Here is a 20,588-nt window from a genome sequence, read left to right on the forward strand (position 1 = left end):
CCTAGGCAGGACCCTGGACTATGAATAACGAACACAGCGCTAAGGATAAATTTGATGAAACTCCCTCGTTCAAGTCTCTATAAAATCGCCATTGTCTCAATGTTCGGGATATCCAACATTTCCATTTCTAAGCCAGCAATTGCCGATGATGTTGAATGTGGGGATACGATTACCACCTCTGTTACTTTGGATGAGGATCTCACTTGTGATGTCAGCCCCGCTTTAACTGTGATAGGCCCTGATGGACGCCTAAATATGACCGGGTACGAGGTTCAATGTGATGGTAGTGAAGTTGGAGTGCTGTTAGAGGGGCGTGCTGCGCTACTTCGAGGAGGGCAGGTTGCAGATTGTGAGGTGGGTGTTTTAGCGAATGGAGATGGATTCCATAATATTCAAGCGGTATCGACCACGGCAAATGCCAGCGCCGGATTTCAGTTAGTGAGCAATAGCAACTATATGACAGCCTGTACCGCTCAAACAAATACGGGGGTTGGACTGATTGTTACTGGAGAGAGGAATAACGTCTTCCAGAATACCTTTGAAGAAAATACCTTGAGTGGCATTCAGATAGATGGTGATCGGTCATATATAACAGAGAATTTCTGTTTTGAGAATATGGGCTCAGGGATAGAGATTAATGATTCCAATAATAGCTGGATCGTTGAAAATGCATCTGAAAATAACGGTACTTCAGGTGCGGGAACGGCAGGAATCTTAATGAATGACTTTGATCAGCAATATAACTTGATCATTTTAAATGTGGGGATTCTCAATGAAGATTTCGATGCGCAAGACTTAAACAGTGATCCCTGCAATGGTACCAGTTTATGGCGAAACAATACTTTTGACACTGTAGATCCTAGCTGCCTGGATTGAAATATACGGATATAAAAAGATAGTGCCACTATGGTGGCTTAGGTAGTGGTGTTATCTTTTTCAATTTATATTCCTGTAGCTTGTATATCAATATACTCCATTCTCTGCTTAAACTATTTTACTAAATTTTGCGGACAAATTTCCCATGGCTGTTTCCAGTTTTTGGCTCAAAATCAGCATGACATATCTTTTCTGTATTTGAGCTTACTAGCGGGGCAGAAATAATCAGTACACCCTGGTAATATAAACTGCATGAAATACGATGCCAGAAAACTTAGTACTGAGGAGCAGCACCTCATACGTAAAATTGCTGTTCAGCGAGTATTTGATGGAGAATCTGCGGCGGAGGTTAGTCGTAGCTTAGGGCTGGGGAGCAGAACTATTTTCCCATGGTTAAGGACTGCTCGGGAGAAAGGTATTGAAGCGCTATCTCCAAAAATTAGACCTGGACGCGGTAGAAAACTGTCAGCTATTGAAGAAGAGGAAGTCAAACGATGGATTATTGGTGGCGATCCAAGGCAATATGGCTTTGATTTCGGATTGTGGACACGTCAGATCGTATCGGATTTGATTTTTGAGAGATTCAAAATTGAACTTAGCGTTTCTAGTGTCGGCACACTTCTACATCGACTGGGCCTGACGCCACAAAAGCCTCTACGAAGAGCTTACGAGAGAGATGAGAAGGCGGTGAATAAATGGGTAAAGGAAGTCTATCCAAAGATTAAATCTTATGCGAAAAAAACTGGTGCAGAAATATTTTGGCTGGACGAGGCTAGTATCAGATCAGACGATCCACTCCAAAGGACATGGGGAGAAAAAGGAAAAACTCCAGTGGTAAAAACGAGTGGTCAAAGACAGTCAATCAATGCGATCTCAGCTTTATCGAATAGAGGTGGCTTCTGGTATCATATTTATAGTGGAAAGTTCACGGCAGAAAAGTGCGTAGAATGCTTCAAAAATTTCCAGAGAAGTCAGAAAAGACCAGTGATTCTCATTGTTGATGGGCACCCAGTACACAAATCGAAAAAGGTATTGGAGTATGTCGATTCACAGGATGGAAAGCTTGAAATGGTGTTCTTACCGCCATATGCACCAAACCTAAATCCAGATGAGTTGGTCTGGAATCATATGAGAAATATAGGGACTTCAAAGAGGCCGCTGAAAAAAGGTGAGACACTACTGAGTCGTGCAAATGCAGATTTGCAGAGCATCAAGAAAAATAGAAAACTTGTGAAATCATTTTTTCAAGAGTCGACTGTATTCTTTGCTGCTGCCTAGGTAGTAACTTGGGAGGTCTCTCGTGAGATTTATATCTCGAAGTGTGATAAACAACGCATTGATAACTTCTTTGGCAGCTTCTTTATTGTCTGTATCTGTGAGTTCACAGGCAAATGGTGCCGTTGAGTGCGGAGATATCATCACCAGTCCGGTAATACTGGATCAAGATTTGCTCTGCAATGTTACTCCGGCTTTGACTGTAACTGGGCCGACCGGATATCTGGATTTGAATGGCTATACGCTGAGTTGCGATGGAACAACAGTGGGAATTTTGGTCGATGGTTTTGCGGCCATAATATCGGGCGGGGTGTTACAGGATGGCTTTGTATCTAATTGCAATACAGGTATTTCTGTAGAAGGTTCCGGTATTCATAATTTGTTCGGCCTGAACACCTCTGGTAATACTTCTTCTGGTATTGAGTTTGTTAGTAGTAATAATACGCTAACCATATCAAATATATCGGATAATACAGGTACAGGTATTATAATCGCAGGGGGAACAAATAATCTGTTTTCTAATGACATAAATCGAAATGAAATAACGGGTATACAGGTGGATGGTAGCAGTTCAATAATCTCGTCAAATACGGTATCGGATAATACTTTAACTGGAATACAAATTAATAATGCCAGTAGCTGTCTGATAAGCCAGAATACGGTGGAGAATAATGGCACTCAAGGGTCAAATACTGCAGGAATCTTAATGGAGCTATTTGGCCAGACTGGAAACAACATCGTAGGTAATACTGTCTCTGGTAATGTGGATTTTGACTTACAAGATGATAATTCTGCCCCCTGTGAGAATAACTGGGTAGGAAATTCTCCTGATGCGACTACCTCTGGTGAATGTGTGACATCACAGTAACATTAATTTAGTTGCAAATTTGGATCTGAAGGCAGTTCATTATTTGCCTTCAGATCTCTAGAGTTAATGTCTTTACTCTACAAAAATTTCATGAGACGTGCCGCAAGTCTTTTTAAGGTGTCTTACGTCTAGCTCTATTTCCCATAGATTTTATTATTGTGTGTGATTTTTTGCTGGTGAGGTTACCTAAGACTATAAGGGATATATTCTATAGTTAGTTTGTCTGCGTGAGATAGCCCAGCCTTTTGGTTGGCTGAGGGATATGATTGTTAAGTTGATTCAAGGAGGATTGTATGGTGTATGAATTTAGGGGATCCGCTAGGCACTTTGTGGTACCTGGTATTTTATACTTTGCTTTAGGTAGTTCCGCCTTTGCAGTAGACTGCGGTGACACAATTACTACCCCTGAAGTACTTGATCAGGACCTTGTGTGCTCAACAGAACCCGCACTAACGATAATGGGGCCTACGGGTAGCCTAGACATGGCAGAGTACACCCTTAGGTGCGATGGCTCTGCTGTTGGTATCCAGATTGACGGTGTTGCGGCTTTCCTATCAAATGGTGTGATAACACTATGTGACATCGGAATATCGTTGGATGGAACTGGAGCCCACAATATACAGGCAATCAGAGTAGATGGAACAGATATATCAGGGATCGCTGTTAATAGTAGTTTTAACTCTGTTATTCAGTCAGGAATATTTAAAAACAGTGGCACCGGCATATTTATGGCTGGTGATAATAATAATGTGTCTTCTAGCTCGATCCTAGATAATTTAGAGAATGGTATACAGTTAGAGGGTAATAACAATCTTATTGTAAGCAATGAGATCAGTCGAAGCACATTAAATGGTATCTTAATTGGTAAAGCAGATGGTAATACGGTTGCCCAAAATACCGTCTCAATGAGTGGGATTGGAGGGGCGAATACCGCTGGAATCTTACTGGAACTTTTGGGGCAGTCTGGCAATGTGATTGTTGGGAATACTGTTTTCAGCAATATAGATTTTGATCTGCAGGATAATAATAGTTCACCCTGTTTAAATAGCTGGGTTGGGAATTCACCTGACGCTACTACCTCTGGACAGTGTATAATATCAAATTAGCGCTTCTTTCTGTAGGGTAGAGAGCCTGTTGCCAAACTATTGTTTGTCAGTAGGCACATTGTTGTAGAAACTCTACTCGATGCAGGCCTAGTTTGCGCTTCCAAAGTTATTTCCCTACCATATTGTCCTAGTGCAAAAGATGTATATATCCACTAGATTATCTGAGCCTTCAACCGAATAGCCGAATGATGTATTAGAGTTTGATTGTCTTTGGTATATATTTACACAGTCGCCGTATATGATGACTCCTTGTTGTACGTTGCTATCTGTTGTAACAATAAACAAAAATTATCATCACCGAATATTCTTATACCACTGCCATTGGTATTACTAGAGCTGACATTTGTTTGAAAGTTATGGTCACTTTGAATGGCGATGCCAACTATAAACGTGTCTGTTACATTTGCGCCGCTCATGTAGTGAAAACCATCACCTTCAAAGCGGATAGTGCACCACCATTGTAACTGATATTAAAGTTGTTCGTATTTAAGATGTCGTTTGGTCCAATAGCTGTAATAACGGGGCTAATTGCACAATGTGTTATGTGGGTATTTAGTACCTCTGTTGTGGTGATTACATCTTCACAGTTAACACCATAAGTGATACTTGTTATAGCTCGTTTGGCTGGTATTTCCGAAATTTCTTTGGTTTTTTTACAGGAGGGCTGTTGAAAATTTCATATCTTTACTTTCGAACAACCCGTGAGGCTCCTTAAGTCATTCAATACATGAGTTATTGCTGCTAGTGAATTGGTTGCCAAACCATGTAGTGCCAGTGCAGGCTGGGTTGTTGTTGTCCACAAGATCATTATTGTTATTGGTCTGTGCAACATTACCTGTAATTAGCGTATTTACTTGATCGAAGTTCCTTACTCGAATGCCGAACTGATCATTGGCGTTTGCGCTATTTTGAATAATTTGAGATCCATCAACATCCCTAATGTCAATGCCTGCACCACCATTGTTAGAGGCATTGCTAAGTGATATTAGAGTGTTATCTCCAAAAATGTTTATACCACCATCGGCGTTACTGGTAACATTTAAAAGATTAAGGAAATTTTCATTTCCGAGGACTTCGATGCCGATGCTTAAGTTAAACGTATAGTTGGACCCGGATAAGAAGTTGTTATTGCTAACTATTCTGACTCCGGTAATAGCATTTTCAATTGCGGTAACACTGCTGATATTGTGGAATCCGCTCCCCTCGATTGATATTCCAGTCTCACAGGAGGTGATAATTCCCGTTTGAGGTTGGCTATTGGTTAAATTTGCAAAGCTGCCATCCAATAGTATTCCAACACCCGCCATTCCATCGCAGGACATTTCGTAACCATTGAGGTCCAGGCTCCCCTCTGGTCCTATTATTGTGATCGCTGGATCAGCAGCACAGTTGGATATATCCGCATCCAGTACTTCTGCTGTAGTTATAACATCGCCACAACTTACTGCCGACACCAAGCCTGAAGAGGTGATAAAGGTGAATCCAATTGTTAGTGCGATTATCGACTTAGGATAGAAGCTATTTTTCATCATCGTATGATTGGTGCTTGTTGATTGAATTGTGACTTTCGGAGTGTGGCTTATTGAGGTTTACTAACGATGAGATCTTTTTCTTATTTTCTTAGTTAAATATTCTTATTGATAAAATCTGTGTTTGACTCAAGATTTCTGGTTGTAACAGAGTTGTGGCACTCTTTTAGATAAAGATTTTGTTTTAATTTGTAGTTTTTCAGTAGCTTTAATTCTTATGTAGATAGAGTGCCGCAATACCAAATTTATTGTCTGCAAGGCTTAAGGTGTAATTGATTATGAGAAAGAGAACAATAAGTAGGATTTTAAAGTCATTCGTCTTTATGGCTGGCTCTCTAGGGGGGGGATGGCATTACCAGTGTATGCGGTACCTGAATGCGGTGATGTTATTACCTCAGCAGAAGTACTGGAAAAAGAGTTATTTTGCGCTGAAGATCCAGCCCTGACAGTTATCGGCCCCTCTGGCAGTCTTACCATGATAAGTGGGGGGATAGAATGCTCCAATAACAATGTTGGTATTGTTATTGAGGGAACAGGTGCTTTCGTCACGGGTGAACAAATAGACGATTGTAGTATTGGAATATTGGTTGGCGGTAAAGGTTTTCATAGCATCTTCGACATAGAAGTTGGTGATGCCAGTAATATTGGTATTCAGGTCTTGAGCGGTAACAATAATGTTGCTGATTGTGAAGTGGAGGATAGCTCTGCTACAGGAGTGTCGATAATTGGTGACAACAATAAAGTAGGCTCTTGTGTGATTACAGAAAGTGGAGGTTCTGGGATACAGGTTGATGGGGATGGTTTTCAAGTCATTAAAAATACCGTCTCTCACAGTTTCCTATCGGGCATTGAAATAGGCCGCGCGTCAGGGGGGGGGAGTGGCACAAAATATTGTGGCAGATACCTTTGGTGAAGAAGTGGGAGGCGTTGGAATCGTTCTTCGTGGACTAGAACAGGAGAATAATGTCATCATCAGCAATCAAGTTTCAAATAGCGGTGATATGGATTTGCTTGATGAGAATAAGGATGCATGTGAATCTAGGGAGCCTCTGAGTAACTACGTAATACCTCCAGGGCTGTCCCATATAAATCGGTGTAAAAACGAACAAAATAGACCTAGAATAGCTATCTTTTTTGATAAATAGAGTGTTTTTCAGACAAAATGGATAGCGTTAGCCTTTTACATCACTTTGACGACATGGAAGATCCTCGAGTTGATCGGCACAAGCTGCACGCCCTGCCCGATATTTTACTTATCATGTTTTGCGGTGTTATTTGTGGTGCTGAAAGCTGTAGAGATTTTGTCGATTTCGCAGAATCTAAGATAGATTACCTAAAACGATTCACCCCGCTAAATAGCGGAATACCCTCAAAAAACACTTTTAGCCGTGTTATTTCAAGCTTAGACCCCGAACAATTTAAGCGCTGCTTTCTGCAGTGGGTCCAAGGTATTCAGCAAGAACTCGGTAACGTGATTGCGATCGATGGCAAGACGCTAAGGCGCAGCTTCGATCAGGCCAGTAAACGATCTCCTATACATATGGTGAGTGCTTTTGCGTCCGAGGCGCGACTTGTCCTTGCTCAGCAAAAGGTAGAAGAAAAGTCGAATGAGATTACGGCCATACCGAAGTTACTGGAGATTCTTGATCTTAATGGTGCGATTATTACGCTTGACGCCATGGGCTGCCAGAAAACGATCACTCAGAAAATTATCGAACGAGGCGGCGATTATGTGATTGCTGTGAAGGGCAACCAGGACAAACTGCACCAGCAAATTACCACGCATTTTAATAATTTGTTCGATATGCAGCACCACAAGCATGTCGATACTGATTGTGTGGAAGAGGTGAGCCGAGGCCGAATAGAATCCAGAAAATGTCTCTCTACTAACAGTATTGATTGGCTCGAAGGTAAAGAGCAATGGCACGGTCTAAGAAGTGTTATCGCAGTCCAGGCGAAACGAACTGTAGATGGGCGAACTAGTTGCGAAACGCGCTACTATATCAGTAGTTTAGAGCCGTGCTCAGCAGAACTCAATCATATTATTCGCTCTCACTGGGGTGTTGAAAACTCGTTACACTGGATTTTAGATGTGGTTTTTCGTGAGGATGATAGTCGCTTCAGATCAGGAAATGCACCAGAAAACATGGCGATCTTGAGGCATTCGGCACTCAATCAGTTGCAAGCGGCAAAGCCCAGCTTTAAAAAAGACATGAGCATTAAAAGGCTTCGGAAAAAGGCTGGCTGGGATAATGAAACCTTGGACAAGATAATTACAGCCACCATTTAGACTGATTTATATGGGACAGCCCTGGTAATACCTCTGGGGGTCTTGAAGGTTGCAGATGTTAGGCGCAGCTCGCTGCGAATGGCCCTAGCCCTTTGCAAGAGCTGCAACGCAGCAGATGCGGCCTTCAAGGTCAGCGATTCACACTTCGCGTTGCGACTTCTTGAAAGGTCTAGTCATTCCTGCGAAGCCGCGCCTTGATTGTGAACCGCTCTGCATGCCAGAGGCATCACAGAGTTACTCAGAGGCTCCCTAGCAATACCTGGTTAGGAAATGACTTTACGTCTGCATTCCCTTCTTGTCTTGACTAAATTGATGTCTTACTTAAAAGCTATCTTTTCTTTAGTAAACGCTGCCTAAGCGGCGTTTACTGCTTTAGCGTGCTCGATTTCCTGTATTTCTACCTACTTGGAAAACTTTCTTCCTATTTTTTCCGCACTATTCTCCTATTGCTGAAAGTGCCATCGGGGATAAGACTCAACACAGCATCAAGCATAGATTCCTGAAGGAAGCTGGGGATTGAGTCCTTGAGAAGCAAGAGTTTATAAGCATAAATGCTGAAGTTCCGGTATTTGTTTTAGCAAAATTAAGCGCAGCTGATCGTAAATTGCTTTCTCTTAATGTTGTTGCATATGGTGCTAATTAATTTTGTGTGTTGATGCAGTATAAGAATCTTAATTTAGCGACATTTCATATTCTAAGGAGATAAATATGAAAAGGTGTGCCCCGTTGGCGGCTGCGGTCCTGCTTGCTGTTGCAAGCCAGGGTGTTTTTGCCTCCGACAATGTTGCGGTTCAGAACCAAAATGGAGTAGGTAATAACGCGACAGCGGATCAAAGTGATCCAACCGTTACATTTAACTTTATCAGCCAAACCCAGACTGGAGACAATAATACAGCCACTGCCACTCAGGTAAACGGAAATACCGGAAGCACAGTTAATCAGATACAAACAGGGAATTTAAATACTTCCACTGTTGCTCAAAATTCATCTGATACTGTGGCTGCCGTTATTACTCAAAATGGGAATACTAATATTGGCGTAATTAATCAGGTGGCATCTACAACCAGTGTTGCAACTATAAATCAGTTCAATCTGGTTAACTTTGCCACGGTTACACAGTCGAGTAGTACTACTGATACAGCAGTTATTAATCAAGTGGGTGACAACAACACCGGTACGGTTGTTCAAACCAATAGCACGACGAGCTCGGCTGTAACTGCTCAACAGGGGAACTTGAATGTGGCTACCGTGTCGCAATTTGTATCCGACACTAACACTTCCACATTAAGCCAGCTGGGGAATAGTAATACTGCTACTGTGAATCAAACAGATAATAATAATACCAGTGCCATTAGTCAGCAAAATGAATTTAACACTATTATCCACGCTCAATCTGGCAGCTTTAATTTGGCAAGTACCACTCAGATCGGTTTGACTAATATGGGTTCGACTATCCAAAGCGGAGCGAATGGTGTTGCCACGGCATTACAGCAGGGTAACTTAAATATGTTTACCGTTAGCCAGGTTAACGATTTTCAAAATGCTAATGTTTCCCAGATTGGAAACAGCAATATGGTAATAATTGTGCAGTAGGGTGAGGTTTAGGACGATATCGGAATTCCGGTCCCTGTGTGAGATAAACTCAACTAGGGGCCGGATTTTTAGCTGTTGGTAAAGGAGCTAATTAGAAGCGGTAGGTGGCAGAAACACCAATATTGCGGGGTTCAACAATGGCTGCGTAGCCATCTGGGTAGCGGCCACCTTCTACTGCCGGTTCAATAGTGAGGAATCCTTCTTCATTAAAGGCATTGTTAACATAGGCTGCGATGCTCCAATCTTCACCTTCATAGTTAACATTCAGGCGGGCGAGAGTGTAATCGCCGGCAACCCGCTCTTCAGTATTAGTGAAATCACCGTAGTACTCTCCTACATAGTTGGCCGAGAGCCTTACGCTAAGCGCATCACTAATCCAGTACTTGGTGCCTAGGTTTGCAGTGACGTTCGGCGCGGAATTAAGTTCGTTGCCGTCAGCATCTGCATAATCAGCACCGGCATCGGTGATTTCAGTCTCCAGCAGTCCAACTCCGGCACGTAATTCCCATTGCGGAGTCAGCATTGCGATAGCTTCGAGTTCAACACCATAGGTCTCTACTGCATCCATATTAACAATTTTGCGAGTAGAGCTGAGTGCCTGATAGCCGGAGTATTCATTGAAAAACAAGCTACCGTTTAGGCTGACGGTGCCGTTTGCCAAGGAACTGCGTAAAGCCAACTCATAGGTATTAACGGTTTCTTCATCGTAGTAGTAGTAATAATAAATGGTGTTATTATCTGTATCGCGGTCCAACTTAAGGGCGCCGCCAGCAGAATTGTAACCTTTGCGCGCACTGGCAGAAACAATAGTCTCCTCGGTTAGATCGTATTGCAGCGCAATTTTAGGGAGAATGATGGTTTCATCGGTATTTAGAGGGTCACTGGTGGGTTCGCCGTAGGAAGTAAAATGAAAGTAGCGGTCTTGTTCTTCTTTTTCCACACGTAGGCCGCTGATCAGATTCAGACGGTCTGTCAGTGAGTAAGTCACTTCACCATAAAGTGCTGTAGAGGTACTTTCGTCGTCACCAAAATAAGTAACACTGTTGTAGCTGTTAAAGTCTTGATCTCTTTCGAAGTGGGCAAAGCCAATGAAACCATTCAGTGTTTCATTGTTGAGCCCAAAGTTTAGCTTGGCATCGATGGTGGTGTTCTGTTCGTCCATACGAACATACTGTTGACTGCTGGCTTCTTCTTCATAGGAATCAAAGCCCCACTGGTAATCCATATAAGCTGCCAGGACTTCAATAGATATATCGTCGCTGATTTGATAATCCACTTTAACGCTGGTAGTTGTGGATTCAGTGTCCATGTCGCGATAGAAATAAGTTTCGTAGTCATCAACACCGGTTAGTGTGTAGTACATACGCCCGGTATTTCCCTCTTCACTGTTAGTGGACACAGTAAATAATGTCTTTAACTTTTCAGTGGGGGTCCACAGAAGCTTGCCTTTCAGTCGCTCGGTTTCCAGAGTGTTCAGGTCGAAGTCAGCGGGGTTGCCCTCATACTCTTGGGCATTACTGATAGTGTCGCCGGTGAGTTGCTGGGCCGTCAGGCGGAAGGCGAGGGTATCATCAACAATCGGGCCGGAAATCATGCCAGAAGTATCGATGTAGCCATCCTGGTCGCGGTAACCTACGCGAGCTGCACCTTCCCAGTCGAAGCTGGGATCTTTGGTTTTGATAAATACAGAGCCGGCAATGCTGTTACGGCCATTGCTGGTGGACTGGGGTCCACGAAATACTTCAATTTGTTCTACATCCCAAATACCGGAATCACCCGTGAGGTCTGCGACAAATGGCTCGGCGACACCATCAATTAACGTGGAGACACGGGCTTTGGCACCACCGGTAAAGGAGTTAAAGCCGGTGGCTGAACCGTTACCGGACACACCGCGAATATCCGGAGTAGCGCCGGAAAGTACCACCACGTTAGAGATATTAGACACCGCATCGGTAATGCTCAGGTGTTGCATGCTATTTAAGGTTTCTTCGGTAATCACGGATACCGAAGACGTGGTTTCCTTGAGGGAGCGCTCTGTTTTCTCGCCAATAACAATGACATTTTCCATTGCCTGCGGCGCATACTCTTCTTTCTTCTCATCTGCAGCGATCGCAGTCGCACCAATCGAAGTGAGAATAGTGAGTGAAACGGCTTTGCTGAGCAGGTGGCGTTTATACATAGCGTAATCCCTAGCAAGGTAAAGAAGTCAGGACGACAAGGAAGATCGGCAGCGAATATAATGCTAATCATTCTTATTTGCAAATAGGGAATTGCCGCAATAAACTCTCACTATTATTTGGTCTGGCAACGGCTTAGCTGCACCGATTAATCAGTGCCTGGCAAACAATTTTCTACCACTTTAGTGGTAGTGCTTCTAACCCTTAAGTGAAACTAGAAATGTATTCCTCAGTTTTAACGGGACTCGGCCTATTGAGTTGTCTCCTTGCGTCTTCTGTCTTTTATTTAGGGTGTCCCAATCAGCAGTGGCGTGAGCAGAGACCACTCCAGTTTTACCCCGCTCTTCTCATCAGCTTCGCGCTCCTTGTCATTTCCTGGGGGCTTTTCCACCAAAATTTTTCGGCAATGTCAGCTTCCTTTACGCTTCTTAGCACTTTTATGTTAGCGCTGGGACTGCTGCCTTTTAGCGGAGTGCTGGATAAGCCAGGCAAAGTCTTGGTAAAGAAAAAGAAGAGAATTGAAAAAGGGTTAGAAGGCTATAAACCCCACTGGTGGGGAAAAAGCCTATGTGCAATTTTCTTGGGATTACCCATTGCAGTTGCCGTTGCTGGTTTGATTGCTCTGTGGGGCCCCGGTGATGTAGTGGTCGATGATAAAAGTCAATTCGTGATGTGGTTGATCACACCTGTCTGGCTCACTTTGGTAAGTCTGGTTTACCTGTTTATTAGTGTCAGGCGTATGTTGTCTCTCTACCTGGGGCTAAATTTGGTGCTGTTTACCCTGTTGTGGGTAGCGAGATTCGGAGTCTAAGAATATGCGCGTTGAATTGATTAAAACTTATAAAAGCGTGCATACCTGGACCGGTATTCTTGCGGGCTTGTTTCTGTATATCGCTTTTGTCGCTGGCGCCCTGACCATGTTTAAAGGGCCCCTCAATCAATGGGCTCTGCAGCCTGGGACCACCCTGCCGAGTATTTCTATCGATCAGTATGACAGCCTTATTTCCGAGGTTCTGCAGGCGCACCCGGAAGCAGCAAAACAGATGACCGTCCAATTGCCACTGGCGGGTCTGCAGACGGCACCGGTGAGTTGGGAAATCGAGGATGAAGAAACCCATGACCATACTCTCTGGTATGCAAGTTTCAATGAGAAAGGGGAGCTAATCACTCAAAGCTTTACGGTTTCCGCCATTGGCGAATTTGTCGACCATTTACATCGCACTGCCGGTATTCCCGGTGGTGAGGGCCACGATGCTTTTGGTACTTATGTATTGGGTGTTGTGGCGGCACTGTATTTTGTGGCGCTGATTTCGGGCCTGATTGTTTTCCTGCCCACTTGGTTTAAGGATTTATTGGTACTCCGAAAGGGTAAGAACCGCAAGCGCTACTGGCTGGATTTTCACAATGTACTGGGCATCACCTCGCTGCCGTTTCACCTGATTATTGCTTTTACCGCCTTTGTATTTGCCTTCCATGATCCGCTTTATGGTGCCCTGCGCGTGGCGGTCTACGGTGATTCCCCCATGTTCACTCGCCCGGCGCCAGCAGAGGTGAAGAGCTTCTCTGAGTTGGTGCCTGTCACAGAGTTGGAAGCTGCGATTCAGAAGGGGGAACCCAAATTCCAGATGGCAGAAATCCTCTATTTAAATCTGGATACCCGGGCTCCGCGAATGCGAGTAGGTGGAATCATGCATGGCGAGGTGGTGCGCGGTGCTGAGTACGGCTATGTGCTCGGTAATCCCTATCAAAGGGAGATTCCCTATAGCAGCTTTCTACCCAGCAACTTGAATGGGTACAGTGGCGCAGTAATGAGTTTTTTCTCGCTGCATTTTGGCAGTTTTGGTGGAAATGCCGTGCGCTGGGTGTACTTTATTCTCGGCATTATGGGAGCGCTGATATTCCTCACCGGCAATATACTGTGGATTGAAAGCCGCCGTAAGAAACGCAGAGGGCAGGGGACTCTACCGGTACAAACAACCTCATCAATGGTAATGGCAAGGCTAACAGTGGGCGTTGGTCTGGGTACTATTCTGGGCATAGCCGCCAGTATGCTGGCAGTTAAGTGGTTGCCTCATGCGCAGGTGGATATTGAGTTTTGGCAGAGAGCTGCTTATTACACAGGGTTCTTATTTGCGCTGATCTGGGCATTTATACGTCGTCCCATGGCTGCTGCTCGACAGCTTCTTGCCTTCTGTATTGCCACTATTTTCCTGATACCAATTAGCTCACTTATCAAAGGTGATTTGTTGGGAGCTGCCACTCAGGTATGGGCGGTTGACTTTGTTGCGTTACTGATAGGTACATCATTTGTTTTACTTTTGGTTCATCTTCGCAAGCGGCAGACAAAAATCGAAGCAGACAGTGTCTGGTCTGAGTTTGTAGAGAAGCCCGTGATAGAGAGTAGTATTCAAGATCCTTTACCTGATACCCATCCACAGGCATCGGGTTAACAATTTTGGCTAAAAAAGGGCTCTATTTAGAGCCCTTTTTTATTGGTTTACTGTCGGTAAAAGGGAGTGGTGGTATCAATGGTTATGTTAAAAAGTACGCTGGTAGATGAGCAAGTATTATTGTCGTGGTCAATAAGATCTGCGGTGAAATGATTTGATAGAATATTTCTGATAATACTCCTACTTATCTGTAGAGCGAGTTGCTTTGACAGTGCGATTCCTCCTGTCTCAATGCCTGGTGGTTTTCCATGGTTATCGTATGCTTCATTTTGGGAGTTAAATACATTTACTGGTGCTCTCAAAACCGAGACACTTTTCCTCTCTGCAAATACTCCTGCCTGACAACTAGTTATTTTCCATTATTTAGTGAGGCGTAAATTGCGACTAGACAGGCACTTTCTTCCCAGTCGCTCACAACTAATCTCTCATAGAGAAAGTATCTTTTTTCATTAATACTGACTTCAGCATCGTTTTATTACTCAAGAAGTATCGCAATATTGTTGTTTGTATGCGAAGTAGTATGAGTTTGACTTATGAAGCCAGTCATTCAACTGTCACCACCCGCCCCTAAGTGGCCCATGCTATGCGCCACAGCCTCAATATTTGTTCTACTCAATGATGCTGCGTTCTTGAAAAAATCGTCGTAAAAGCTTTCGAGCTGGACCTGTCATCTTTAAGGAGTATTAGATGAGCATGTACAGACCTGTTGCAGCAACTGTTTTATTTTCAATGATTGGAACTGCCGCTCTTGCCGCAGACCACACCTATGATGTCCTTCAGGTAGGATCGGGTAACACCGCTAACTCAGACCAAAGTGACCCTTCTGCTATTGGTGATACAGTAATCCAAGTTCAGGTGGGCGATGATAATGAGGTATATGCCACCCAGAACCTATTTACTTCCTTCAGTTTGATTCAGCAATCACAGGTGGGTGATAGTAACTATATTGAGGCAACTCAGGTCGGCTCTGTATTATCAAGCATTTTGGTGGAGCAAATTGGGGATAATAACTCAGCGACACCTGCGCAGGAGTTTGCCGAGTTAAGCACTATTTTGATAGTGCAGATTGGGGATAATCATGAAGCCTCATTTACTCAAACAAATACAGTGAATGAATTTATTAGTATTGTTCAGGTGGGAGATACCAACGCTCTGAGTGTATCGCAGACTGGCTCGGCAGCAAACTCTATCTCTATGCATCAAGAAGGTAGTGCGCAGAATGCGGCAGTGACACAAACTGCAAGCGTAGGGAATAGTATTACCACTGAGCAATATGGAAGTTCCAATACGTTAAATATAAGTCATATTCTTGCCTTTGATTCTACTGCAATTGTGGTTCAGGATGGCACAGGTAATAGCGCAAATACTCTGCAGCAATCTATCGGGCACTACAGTGAAATTCGCCAGGAAGGCGAAGGCCTGGAAGCCTGGCACTCTCAGTCCGGTGTCTACAACGAGGCATACACTCAGCAATTTGGTGAATCAAATAGCGTAGACATTACTCAAAGTGGAGAATTTAGTGTTGTTTCTACGGAACAGCATGGCAGTACCAATACTGCTGAAATCGATCAGGCAGGTGCCTTTAATAGTGTAGATATTATGCAACTAGGGGGATCAGGAAACTCTGTAATGGTCACTCAGCTGGCTAGCTTTAATGCCAGCTCCACTTCCCAGCTAGGAAACTCAAATCAGATCACTCTTACACAAGCCAACGCTAATAATAGTGTGTCTACTACTCAAGTAGGAGACGGTAATGTGGGTATGTTAACTCAGTAAATTATAGGTTCGAGTGCTGAAGTGATAAGGGGCATATCTGTCACATTCTTTGGCTCTGCAAAAAATTAGGGGCGGCAAGCCTAATTGCCTGCTGCTTTAAGGAGTTAGTGATGAATTCGTTTAAGCCTATTTCGGTGGGTATTTTAGCTGCGATGGTTAGCGCTTTTTCAGTGGCTGCTGATAACACTTATGAGCTTATCCAAATTGGTAATGGTAATACCGCGTCGGCGGATCAGAGTGAGATAACGGTAGTTGGCAGTACCGTCATTCAGGTACAAATTGGCAATTCTAATAATGCTCAGGTAACACAGGAAGGCTTGACTATATCTAGTACAGTTATCCAGCGACAAGTTGGTACCGACAACATGTCAGATGTGCTGCAGGAAGGTGCGATATCTACGACCTCTACAGTTGCTCAATATGGAGAAAGTAATACTGGTAATTCCCAGCAGTTTGATACGGAGGGAGATGTAAGTGATATTTTCCAGGCGGGTTCCAGTAATACCATGTTCGTTGAGCAAGCCAGTAGTCTTAATAATTCCATTAGTATTAACCAGGTAGGGGTTAATAATAATGGGTTTGGCTCTCAGGCGGATGCATCTGGTAATGTGGGAGTGATGGTTCAGACGGGTGAAAACCTCAGCTTTTTTATGAGTCAGAACGCTGGTGCGATGAATACTGCAACAGGTTTTCAGGCTGGTAACTTACTCTCAATGTCTCTTAGCCAGAATTTTGCCTCAGCATCTAATTCTGTAGGGATTCAAGCAGGTGGGAATAATAATATTGCGATTTCGAGTCAGGTAGGTTTAGGACATGATAGTTTTATTTTTCAAAATGGAACCAACCTTGGAGCCGAAACTGAGCAAACGGGGCTATTTAGTACAGCGTATACGGAGCAGTTTGGTGGAATAAACACGGCTATAACGATACAGACCGTTGGGTTTAACACTGCAGAAACACTCCAGTTTAGTGGTTTACTTAATGAATCTTTGATATTGCAGTTTGGCGGATTTAATACAGCGGCTGCTGTTCAAACAGGAGCCAGCAATTCTACAAGGCTTAGCCAAACAACAGCCGGAAACCTTGCAGGTTCTGCTCAGTACGGTGATAACAATACGGTATTGGGCCTTCAGTAGCTTGTTGATTTTAAGTTCGTGAATAGATCCAGCCTTCCTTATTATTTGGGGAGGCTGTCTAGAAACAATAATTTTGGCCAAATTTAATCTCACAGGGATATAGTGATGACTAAATATAAGTCTTTCTCGGTAGGTGTACTTGTTACGATAGTAAGCACGTTTTCCGTAGCTGCTGATAATACCTACGAACTTATTCAAATCGGTGATGACAATATGGCCTCGGCTGATCATAGTGATGCAGTCGTAGTGGACAGTACGATAATTCAAGTGCAAATTGGTAATAATAATGATGGAGAGGTGATCCGGAGCGGACTGGTAGTGTCAAGTAGTATCGTTCAAGTCGAAATTGGAGATTCAAACTCAGCAGCTTCTCTTCAAGGGAATACTATTTTTACATCTTCGACAATTAATTTGATTGGGGATAATAATTTTGGCTCTTCGTTGCAGTTTGAGTCTATAGGTAGCTCAAGCTCAATTGTACAAGTGGGTTCTTCTAACCGAGTAATGGTGGATCACCAAAACAGTATTGATGATTCTTCTAGTGTAACTCAGATCGGGGTTAATAATAATGGTTCTACTGCGCAAAGAGATGGTGCTGGCAATCAGGGGGCTATGATTCAGGTAGGGGGGAATCTCTCTTACCTTATTAATCAATTTATGGGCTCAGCGAATACTGCAACAGGTTTCCAGGCGGGCAACTTGCTGGAATTGGTTATCGAGCAAAATTCAGCTTCACTATCTAATGCTGTCATTATACAGGCGGGAGGAAATAACAACTTTGCTCAATCTACCCAAGGGGATTTAGGGCATGATAGCTTTATACTACAGAATGGAACCAGTCTTGAGACTGTACATGAACAGGTTGGTGCTTTTAATACTGCATATACAGAGCAATTTGGTGGAATAAATACCGCTGAAACTGTGCAAGGTGTAGGGTTTAACTCTGCTGAAACACTTCAGTTTAGTGGCTTGCTAAATGAATCGTTAATCGTACAGTTGGAGGCATTTAATACAGCGGCTGCCGTACAAACCGGGGCTAGTAATTCTACTCGGCTTAGCCAAACTACGGCTGGAAACTTAACTGCTTCCGCCCAGTATGGTGACAACAACACAGTTTTAGGACTTCAGTAATCAATATTATCAGATGAAAGGGAGTAACAGCTAATGAAATACAGTTCTCTAATGGCCTGCGTTCTGTTTTCGATTTCCAGTGCAGTAGGGATAGCTTCTGACAATACCTACCAGCTCATTCAAATCGGGCAAGGTAATACGGCACAGGGCGATCAGAGTGGTCCTGATGTAAATGGAAGTACCATTATTCAACTACAAATTGGTGTTAATAATGAGGCCTCCGCATCTCAAGGTCCTTTTGCCGAATCCAGCACTATTATCCAGCGACAGGTGGGCAGTAATCAATCCGCTAGTGCGGAACAGCTGGAGGCAGCAATTGACTCAATAGCTGTACAGTATCAGTTTGGAGAGGGGAATACGGCGTCTTCAGTTCAGGGTGATATCGACGATAGCTCTACTTTTGTTTTCCAGGGTGGGATAAGTAACGATATTACAATAGGGCAGAATAATGGAGTTGGGAATTCAGCGACGGTTACTCAGCTAGGTGTTGCTAACCAAGGCGCCGTCAATCAGGGCGGTGTTCAAAATAGTTCCGAGAATGAGGTGTTCGTGCTTCAAATTGGAGAAAGCTTAACTTTCCAGATGAATCAAAGATCGGCAATAGATAATTCTGCTGTAGGGATTCAGTTAGGTAACTCTATGAGTTTGGAGATTACACAAGACTCTGCTTCGGCATCTAGTTCGTTTGCCCTTCAAAGTGGGAATACTAATTCTATTGATTCTACTCAGGAGAATCTTGGTCATGACAGCTATATCCTGCAGAGGGGTACCAGCCTTGAGGTGATACATGAGCAGATTGGTGCTTTTAATACTGCGCTAACTGAACAGCGCGGTGGGATTAATACTGCGGAAACTGTGCAAAGCAATGAGTTTAATTTTGGAGAAACGTTACAGTTAAGTGGTTTGCTTAATGATTCCTTGATAGTACAGCTACAGAGTTTTAATACCGCAGTAGCCATTCAGGATGGTGATACCAATCAGTTGAGATTAAGTCAGACAACGGTTAGTAATCTGGCCACCGCCGTCCAGTTTGGGGATAATAATACCGTGCTCGGCTTGCAATAAGTTTTACTCTCAATGTGTAGAGGTGGGTAGGTTTCTGCTTGTGAAAAACTTTGTTTAATAGCGTGCTCTATATCAAACTAGTCAGCTGATGCGCCTTTTTTCTTCCAGGGGATTCTCAGTGGCGCATCACCTGGCTTAATTTTTCGGAGAACTCTTTTGGCTAGGAATTTTTAGCGTACACATTGGCAATTTAAGGATTTTGTTAGGAAGTGAAGGCCTTTAACACTTCACTAAAATCCTCCATTGTTGGTCTTCGGAGCCATTTAAAGTATTTCTTGTAGGCTACTATTCTTGTTCGTATATCAAAGCTCTTTGACAAATATTTATTCTAGAGGAAAAGATGAATCTGAAGGTATGTGCATCATTGGCATTATTAACAATCTTTATATCAAAGCCAATTTTCTCTCTGGCAGATGTTCAGTGTGGAGATACGATAACGACTGCAGAAGTTCTCAGTCAGGATATTTCCTGTGACCTTGAAACACAGGTCACAATAGAAGGGCCTTCCGGAAGCCTGGACATGAACGGTTATGTACTTACTTGTGAAGATAGTGATAGCGCAGGGATCTCTCTTGAAGGTTTAGGAGCTGTATTAGTAGGAGGTACCATAGACACTTGTGGAATTTCTGTCTTTTTAGAAGGCGATGGATTTCATTCAGTTCAAGGTTTGATTTCTGATAGTCCAGGGGTGGGTTTTATAGTGGAGAGTGACAACAATTCTATTAATGGCTCAATGTTTCTTTCAGGTGGTCCTGGTAGCATTGGTTTTCAACTCAATGGGGATTTCAGTCGTATTTCAGGGAACTCTCTAAGTGGTAATAGTGATGCTATAGCAGGGATTGTAATTGCGGGTAGTTTCAGTCAGGTTATTCAGAATACCATTGATGGATCTATTTTTGGAATTATTATAGAGCCTCCAAGTGTTAATGGGTTAGTGATACAGAATGTGATATCGAATTCTTCAGATAGCGGTATCATGATGGATTTTGATATAGTGGATCCACCTTCAATGAACTACATTATTTCTGGAAATCAGGTGACTGGTAGTAATGGTGAAGGTGATTTGGTAGATGAGACTCCTGATGCTTGCCTCTCCAGTAATACTTGGTTTGGTAACATATTCGATACAGCTAGCCCAAGTTGCTTGGAATAATTGAATTCTTGTTATTGGTGGGAGAATAGCGTGTTGCTTGCTCAATAAGTATGCCATCCAAAGCTATATAGCTCCGATTAGAACCTCTTTTGTCTTAGCGCCATGGCTAATATCAGGAGAAGACAAAATGAGACTGTCATTGATATGGGGACGAATTTCACTG

Annotated in this window: 17 protein-coding genes; 15 read left to right on the top strand and 2 right to left on the bottom strand. The window is 43.3% G+C overall.

The genetic code is table 11. The features are described 5' to 3' along the window. The first annotated feature begins 54 nt into the window (after positions 1 to 54). From ACJJIQ_RS02510 to ACJJIQ_RS02525, 4 genes are all read left to right on the top strand, one after another. Positions 55 to 876: a right-handed parallel beta-helix repeat-containing protein gene (locus ACJJIQ_RS02510; RefSeq protein WP_445363598.1), complete on the top strand. Its 822-nt coding sequence runs from the start codon at positions 55 to 57 to the stop codon at positions 874 to 876. 252 nt (positions 877 to 1,128) lie between these two features. Beyond that, the gene (locus tag ACJJIQ_RS02515; RefSeq protein WP_445362554.1) at positions 1,129 to 2,154 is read left to right on the top strand and encodes an IS630 family transposase; all 1,026 of its coding nucleotides are present in this window, start codon (positions 1,129 to 1,131) and stop codon (positions 2,152 to 2,154) included. Between the two features lie 22 nt (positions 2,155 to 2,176). Next, positions 2,177 to 3,019, top strand: a complete 843-nt coding sequence (locus tag ACJJIQ_RS02520) for a right-handed parallel beta-helix repeat-containing protein (RefSeq protein ID WP_445363599.1) — start codon at positions 2,177 to 2,179, stop codon at positions 3,017 to 3,019. 482 nt (positions 3,020 to 3,501) lie between these two features. Continuing rightward, the gene (locus ACJJIQ_RS02525; protein ID WP_445363600.1) at positions 3,502 to 4,125 is read left to right on the top strand and encodes a NosD domain-containing protein; all 624 of its coding nucleotides are present in this window, start codon (positions 3,502 to 3,504) and stop codon (positions 4,123 to 4,125) included. Between the two features lie 716 nt (positions 4,126 to 4,841). Here ACJJIQ_RS02525 and ACJJIQ_RS02530 read toward each other — a convergent pair. Next, positions 4,842 to 5,657 carry a right-handed parallel beta-helix repeat-containing protein gene (locus ACJJIQ_RS02530; RefSeq protein ID WP_445363601.1) on the bottom strand — a complete coding sequence of 272 codons (816 nt, stop codon included), beginning with the start codon at positions 5,655 to 5,657 and terminating at the stop codon, positions 4,842 to 4,844. A 343-nt stretch (positions 5,658 to 6,000) separates the two neighbouring features. On the opposite strand from ACJJIQ_RS02530, the gene ACJJIQ_RS02535 reads away from it, so the two are divergent. From ACJJIQ_RS02535 to ACJJIQ_RS02550, 4 genes are all read left to right on the top strand, one after another. Continuing rightward, positions 6,001 to 6,567, top strand: coding sequence for a right-handed parallel beta-helix repeat-containing protein (locus tag ACJJIQ_RS02535; protein WP_445363602.1), 567 nt, complete (start codon positions 6,001 to 6,003; stop codon positions 6,565 to 6,567). After that, complete coding sequence (locus ACJJIQ_RS02540; protein ID WP_445363603.1) at positions 6,533 to 6,799, top strand: hypothetical protein; 267 nt, start codon at positions 6,533 to 6,535, stop codon at positions 6,797 to 6,799. Before ACJJIQ_RS02535 ends, ACJJIQ_RS02540 begins: the two co-directional genes overlap by 35 nt. 17 nt (positions 6,800 to 6,816) lie before the next feature. Next, positions 6,817 to 7,944, top strand: a complete 1,128-nt coding sequence (locus ACJJIQ_RS02545; RefSeq protein WP_445362101.1) for an ISAs1 family transposase — start codon at positions 6,817 to 6,819, stop codon at positions 7,942 to 7,944. Between the two features lie 726 nt (positions 7,945 to 8,670). After that, on the top strand, positions 8,671 to 9,537 hold the full coding sequence (locus ACJJIQ_RS02550) for a hypothetical protein (protein ID WP_445363604.1): 867 nt from the start codon (positions 8,671 to 8,673) through the stop codon (positions 9,535 to 9,537). Between the two features lie 91 nt (positions 9,538 to 9,628). Here the strand turns inward: ACJJIQ_RS02550 and ACJJIQ_RS02555 are convergent, their stop codons facing one another. Further along, the gene (locus ACJJIQ_RS02555) at positions 9,629 to 11,716 is read right to left on the bottom strand and encodes a TonB-dependent receptor (RefSeq protein ID WP_445363605.1); all 2,088 of its coding nucleotides are present in this window, start codon (positions 11,714 to 11,716) and stop codon (positions 9,629 to 9,631) included. Between the two features lie 404 nt (positions 11,717 to 12,120). Between ACJJIQ_RS02555 and ACJJIQ_RS02560 the strand changes: the two genes are divergently transcribed. The 7 genes from ACJJIQ_RS02560 (at position 12,121) to ACJJIQ_RS02590 (ending at position 20,425) form a co-directional block, all read left to right on the top strand. Then, entirely contained in the window at positions 12,121 to 12,525 is a 405-nt protein-coding gene (locus tag ACJJIQ_RS02560; protein WP_445363606.1) for a hypothetical protein, read from the top strand. A 4-nt stretch (positions 12,526 to 12,529) separates the two neighbouring features. Next, a complete protein-coding gene (locus ACJJIQ_RS02565) occupies positions 12,530 to 14,164 on the top strand; it encodes a PepSY-associated TM helix domain-containing protein (protein WP_445363607.1) in 1,635 nt (544 codons plus the stop codon). 687 nt (positions 14,165 to 14,851) lie between these two features. Then, positions 14,852 to 15,940, top strand: coding sequence for a hypothetical protein (locus ACJJIQ_RS02570; protein WP_445363608.1), 1,089 nt, complete (start codon positions 14,852 to 14,854; stop codon positions 15,938 to 15,940). Positions 15,941 to 16,050: 110 nt separating this feature from the next. After that, positions 16,051 to 17,076, top strand: coding sequence for a hypothetical protein (locus ACJJIQ_RS02575; RefSeq protein WP_445363609.1), 1,026 nt, complete (start codon positions 16,051 to 16,053; stop codon positions 17,074 to 17,076). Between the two features lie 105 nt (positions 17,077 to 17,181). Then, entirely contained in the window at positions 17,182 to 18,207 is a 1,026-nt protein-coding gene (locus tag ACJJIQ_RS02580; RefSeq protein ID WP_445363610.1) for a hypothetical protein, read from the top strand. A gap of 33 nt (positions 18,208 to 18,240) precedes the next feature. Beyond that, on the top strand, positions 18,241 to 19,272 hold the full coding sequence (locus ACJJIQ_RS02585) for a hypothetical protein (protein WP_445363611.1): 1,032 nt from the start codon (positions 18,241 to 18,243) through the stop codon (positions 19,270 to 19,272). Between the two features lie 340 nt (positions 19,273 to 19,612). Next, positions 19,613 to 20,425, top strand: coding sequence for a NosD domain-containing protein (locus ACJJIQ_RS02590; protein ID WP_445363612.1), 813 nt, complete (start codon positions 19,613 to 19,615; stop codon positions 20,423 to 20,425). Positions 20,426 to 20,588 lie beyond the last annotated feature (163 nt).

The organism is Microbulbifer maximicatervae (SeqCode) (genome assembly GCF_052468295.1).

Bases quoted from the DNA above. Each gene is read 5' to 3' on its own strand.
- ACJJIQ_RS02510 (WP_445363598.1), top strand. From the start codon at position 55: ATGAAACTCCCTCGTTCAAGTCTCTATAAAATCGCCATTGTCTCAATG.
- ACJJIQ_RS02515 (WP_445362554.1), top strand. From the start codon at position 1,129: ATGAAATACGATGCCAGAAAACTTAGTACTGAGGAGCAGCACCTCATA.
- ACJJIQ_RS02525 (WP_445363600.1), top strand. From the start codon at position 3,502: ATGGCAGAGTACACCCTTAGGTGCGATGGCTCTGCTGTTGGTATCCAG.
- ACJJIQ_RS02530 (WP_445363601.1), bottom strand. From the start codon at position 5,657: ATGATGAAAAATAGCTTCTATCCTAAGTCGATAATCGCACTAACAATT.
- ACJJIQ_RS02535 (WP_445363602.1), top strand. From the start codon at position 6,001: ATGGCATTACCAGTGTATGCGGTACCTGAATGCGGTGATGTTATTACC.
- ACJJIQ_RS02545 (WP_445362101.1), top strand. From the start codon at position 6,817: ATGGATAGCGTTAGCCTTTTACATCACTTTGACGACATGGAAGATCCT.
- ACJJIQ_RS02555 (WP_445363605.1), bottom strand. From the start codon at position 11,716: ATGTATAAACGCCACCTGCTCAGCAAAGCCGTTTCACTCACTATTCTC.
- ACJJIQ_RS02560 (WP_445363606.1), top strand. From the start codon at position 12,121: ATGTCAGCTTCCTTTACGCTTCTTAGCACTTTTATGTTAGCGCTGGGA.
- ACJJIQ_RS02565 (WP_445363607.1), top strand. From the start codon at position 12,530: ATGCGCGTTGAATTGATTAAAACTTATAAAAGCGTGCATACCTGGACC.
- ACJJIQ_RS02570 (WP_445363608.1), top strand. From the start codon at position 14,852: ATGAGCATGTACAGACCTGTTGCAGCAACTGTTTTATTTTCAATGATT.
- ACJJIQ_RS02575 (WP_445363609.1), top strand. From the start codon at position 16,051: ATGAATTCGTTTAAGCCTATTTCGGTGGGTATTTTAGCTGCGATGGTT.
- ACJJIQ_RS02580 (WP_445363610.1), top strand. From the start codon at position 17,182: ATGACTAAATATAAGTCTTTCTCGGTAGGTGTACTTGTTACGATAGTA.
- ACJJIQ_RS02585 (WP_445363611.1), top strand. From the start codon at position 18,241: ATGAAATACAGTTCTCTAATGGCCTGCGTTCTGTTTTCGATTTCCAGT.
- ACJJIQ_RS02590 (WP_445363612.1), top strand. From the start codon at position 19,613: ATGAATCTGAAGGTATGTGCATCATTGGCATTATTAACAATCTTTATA.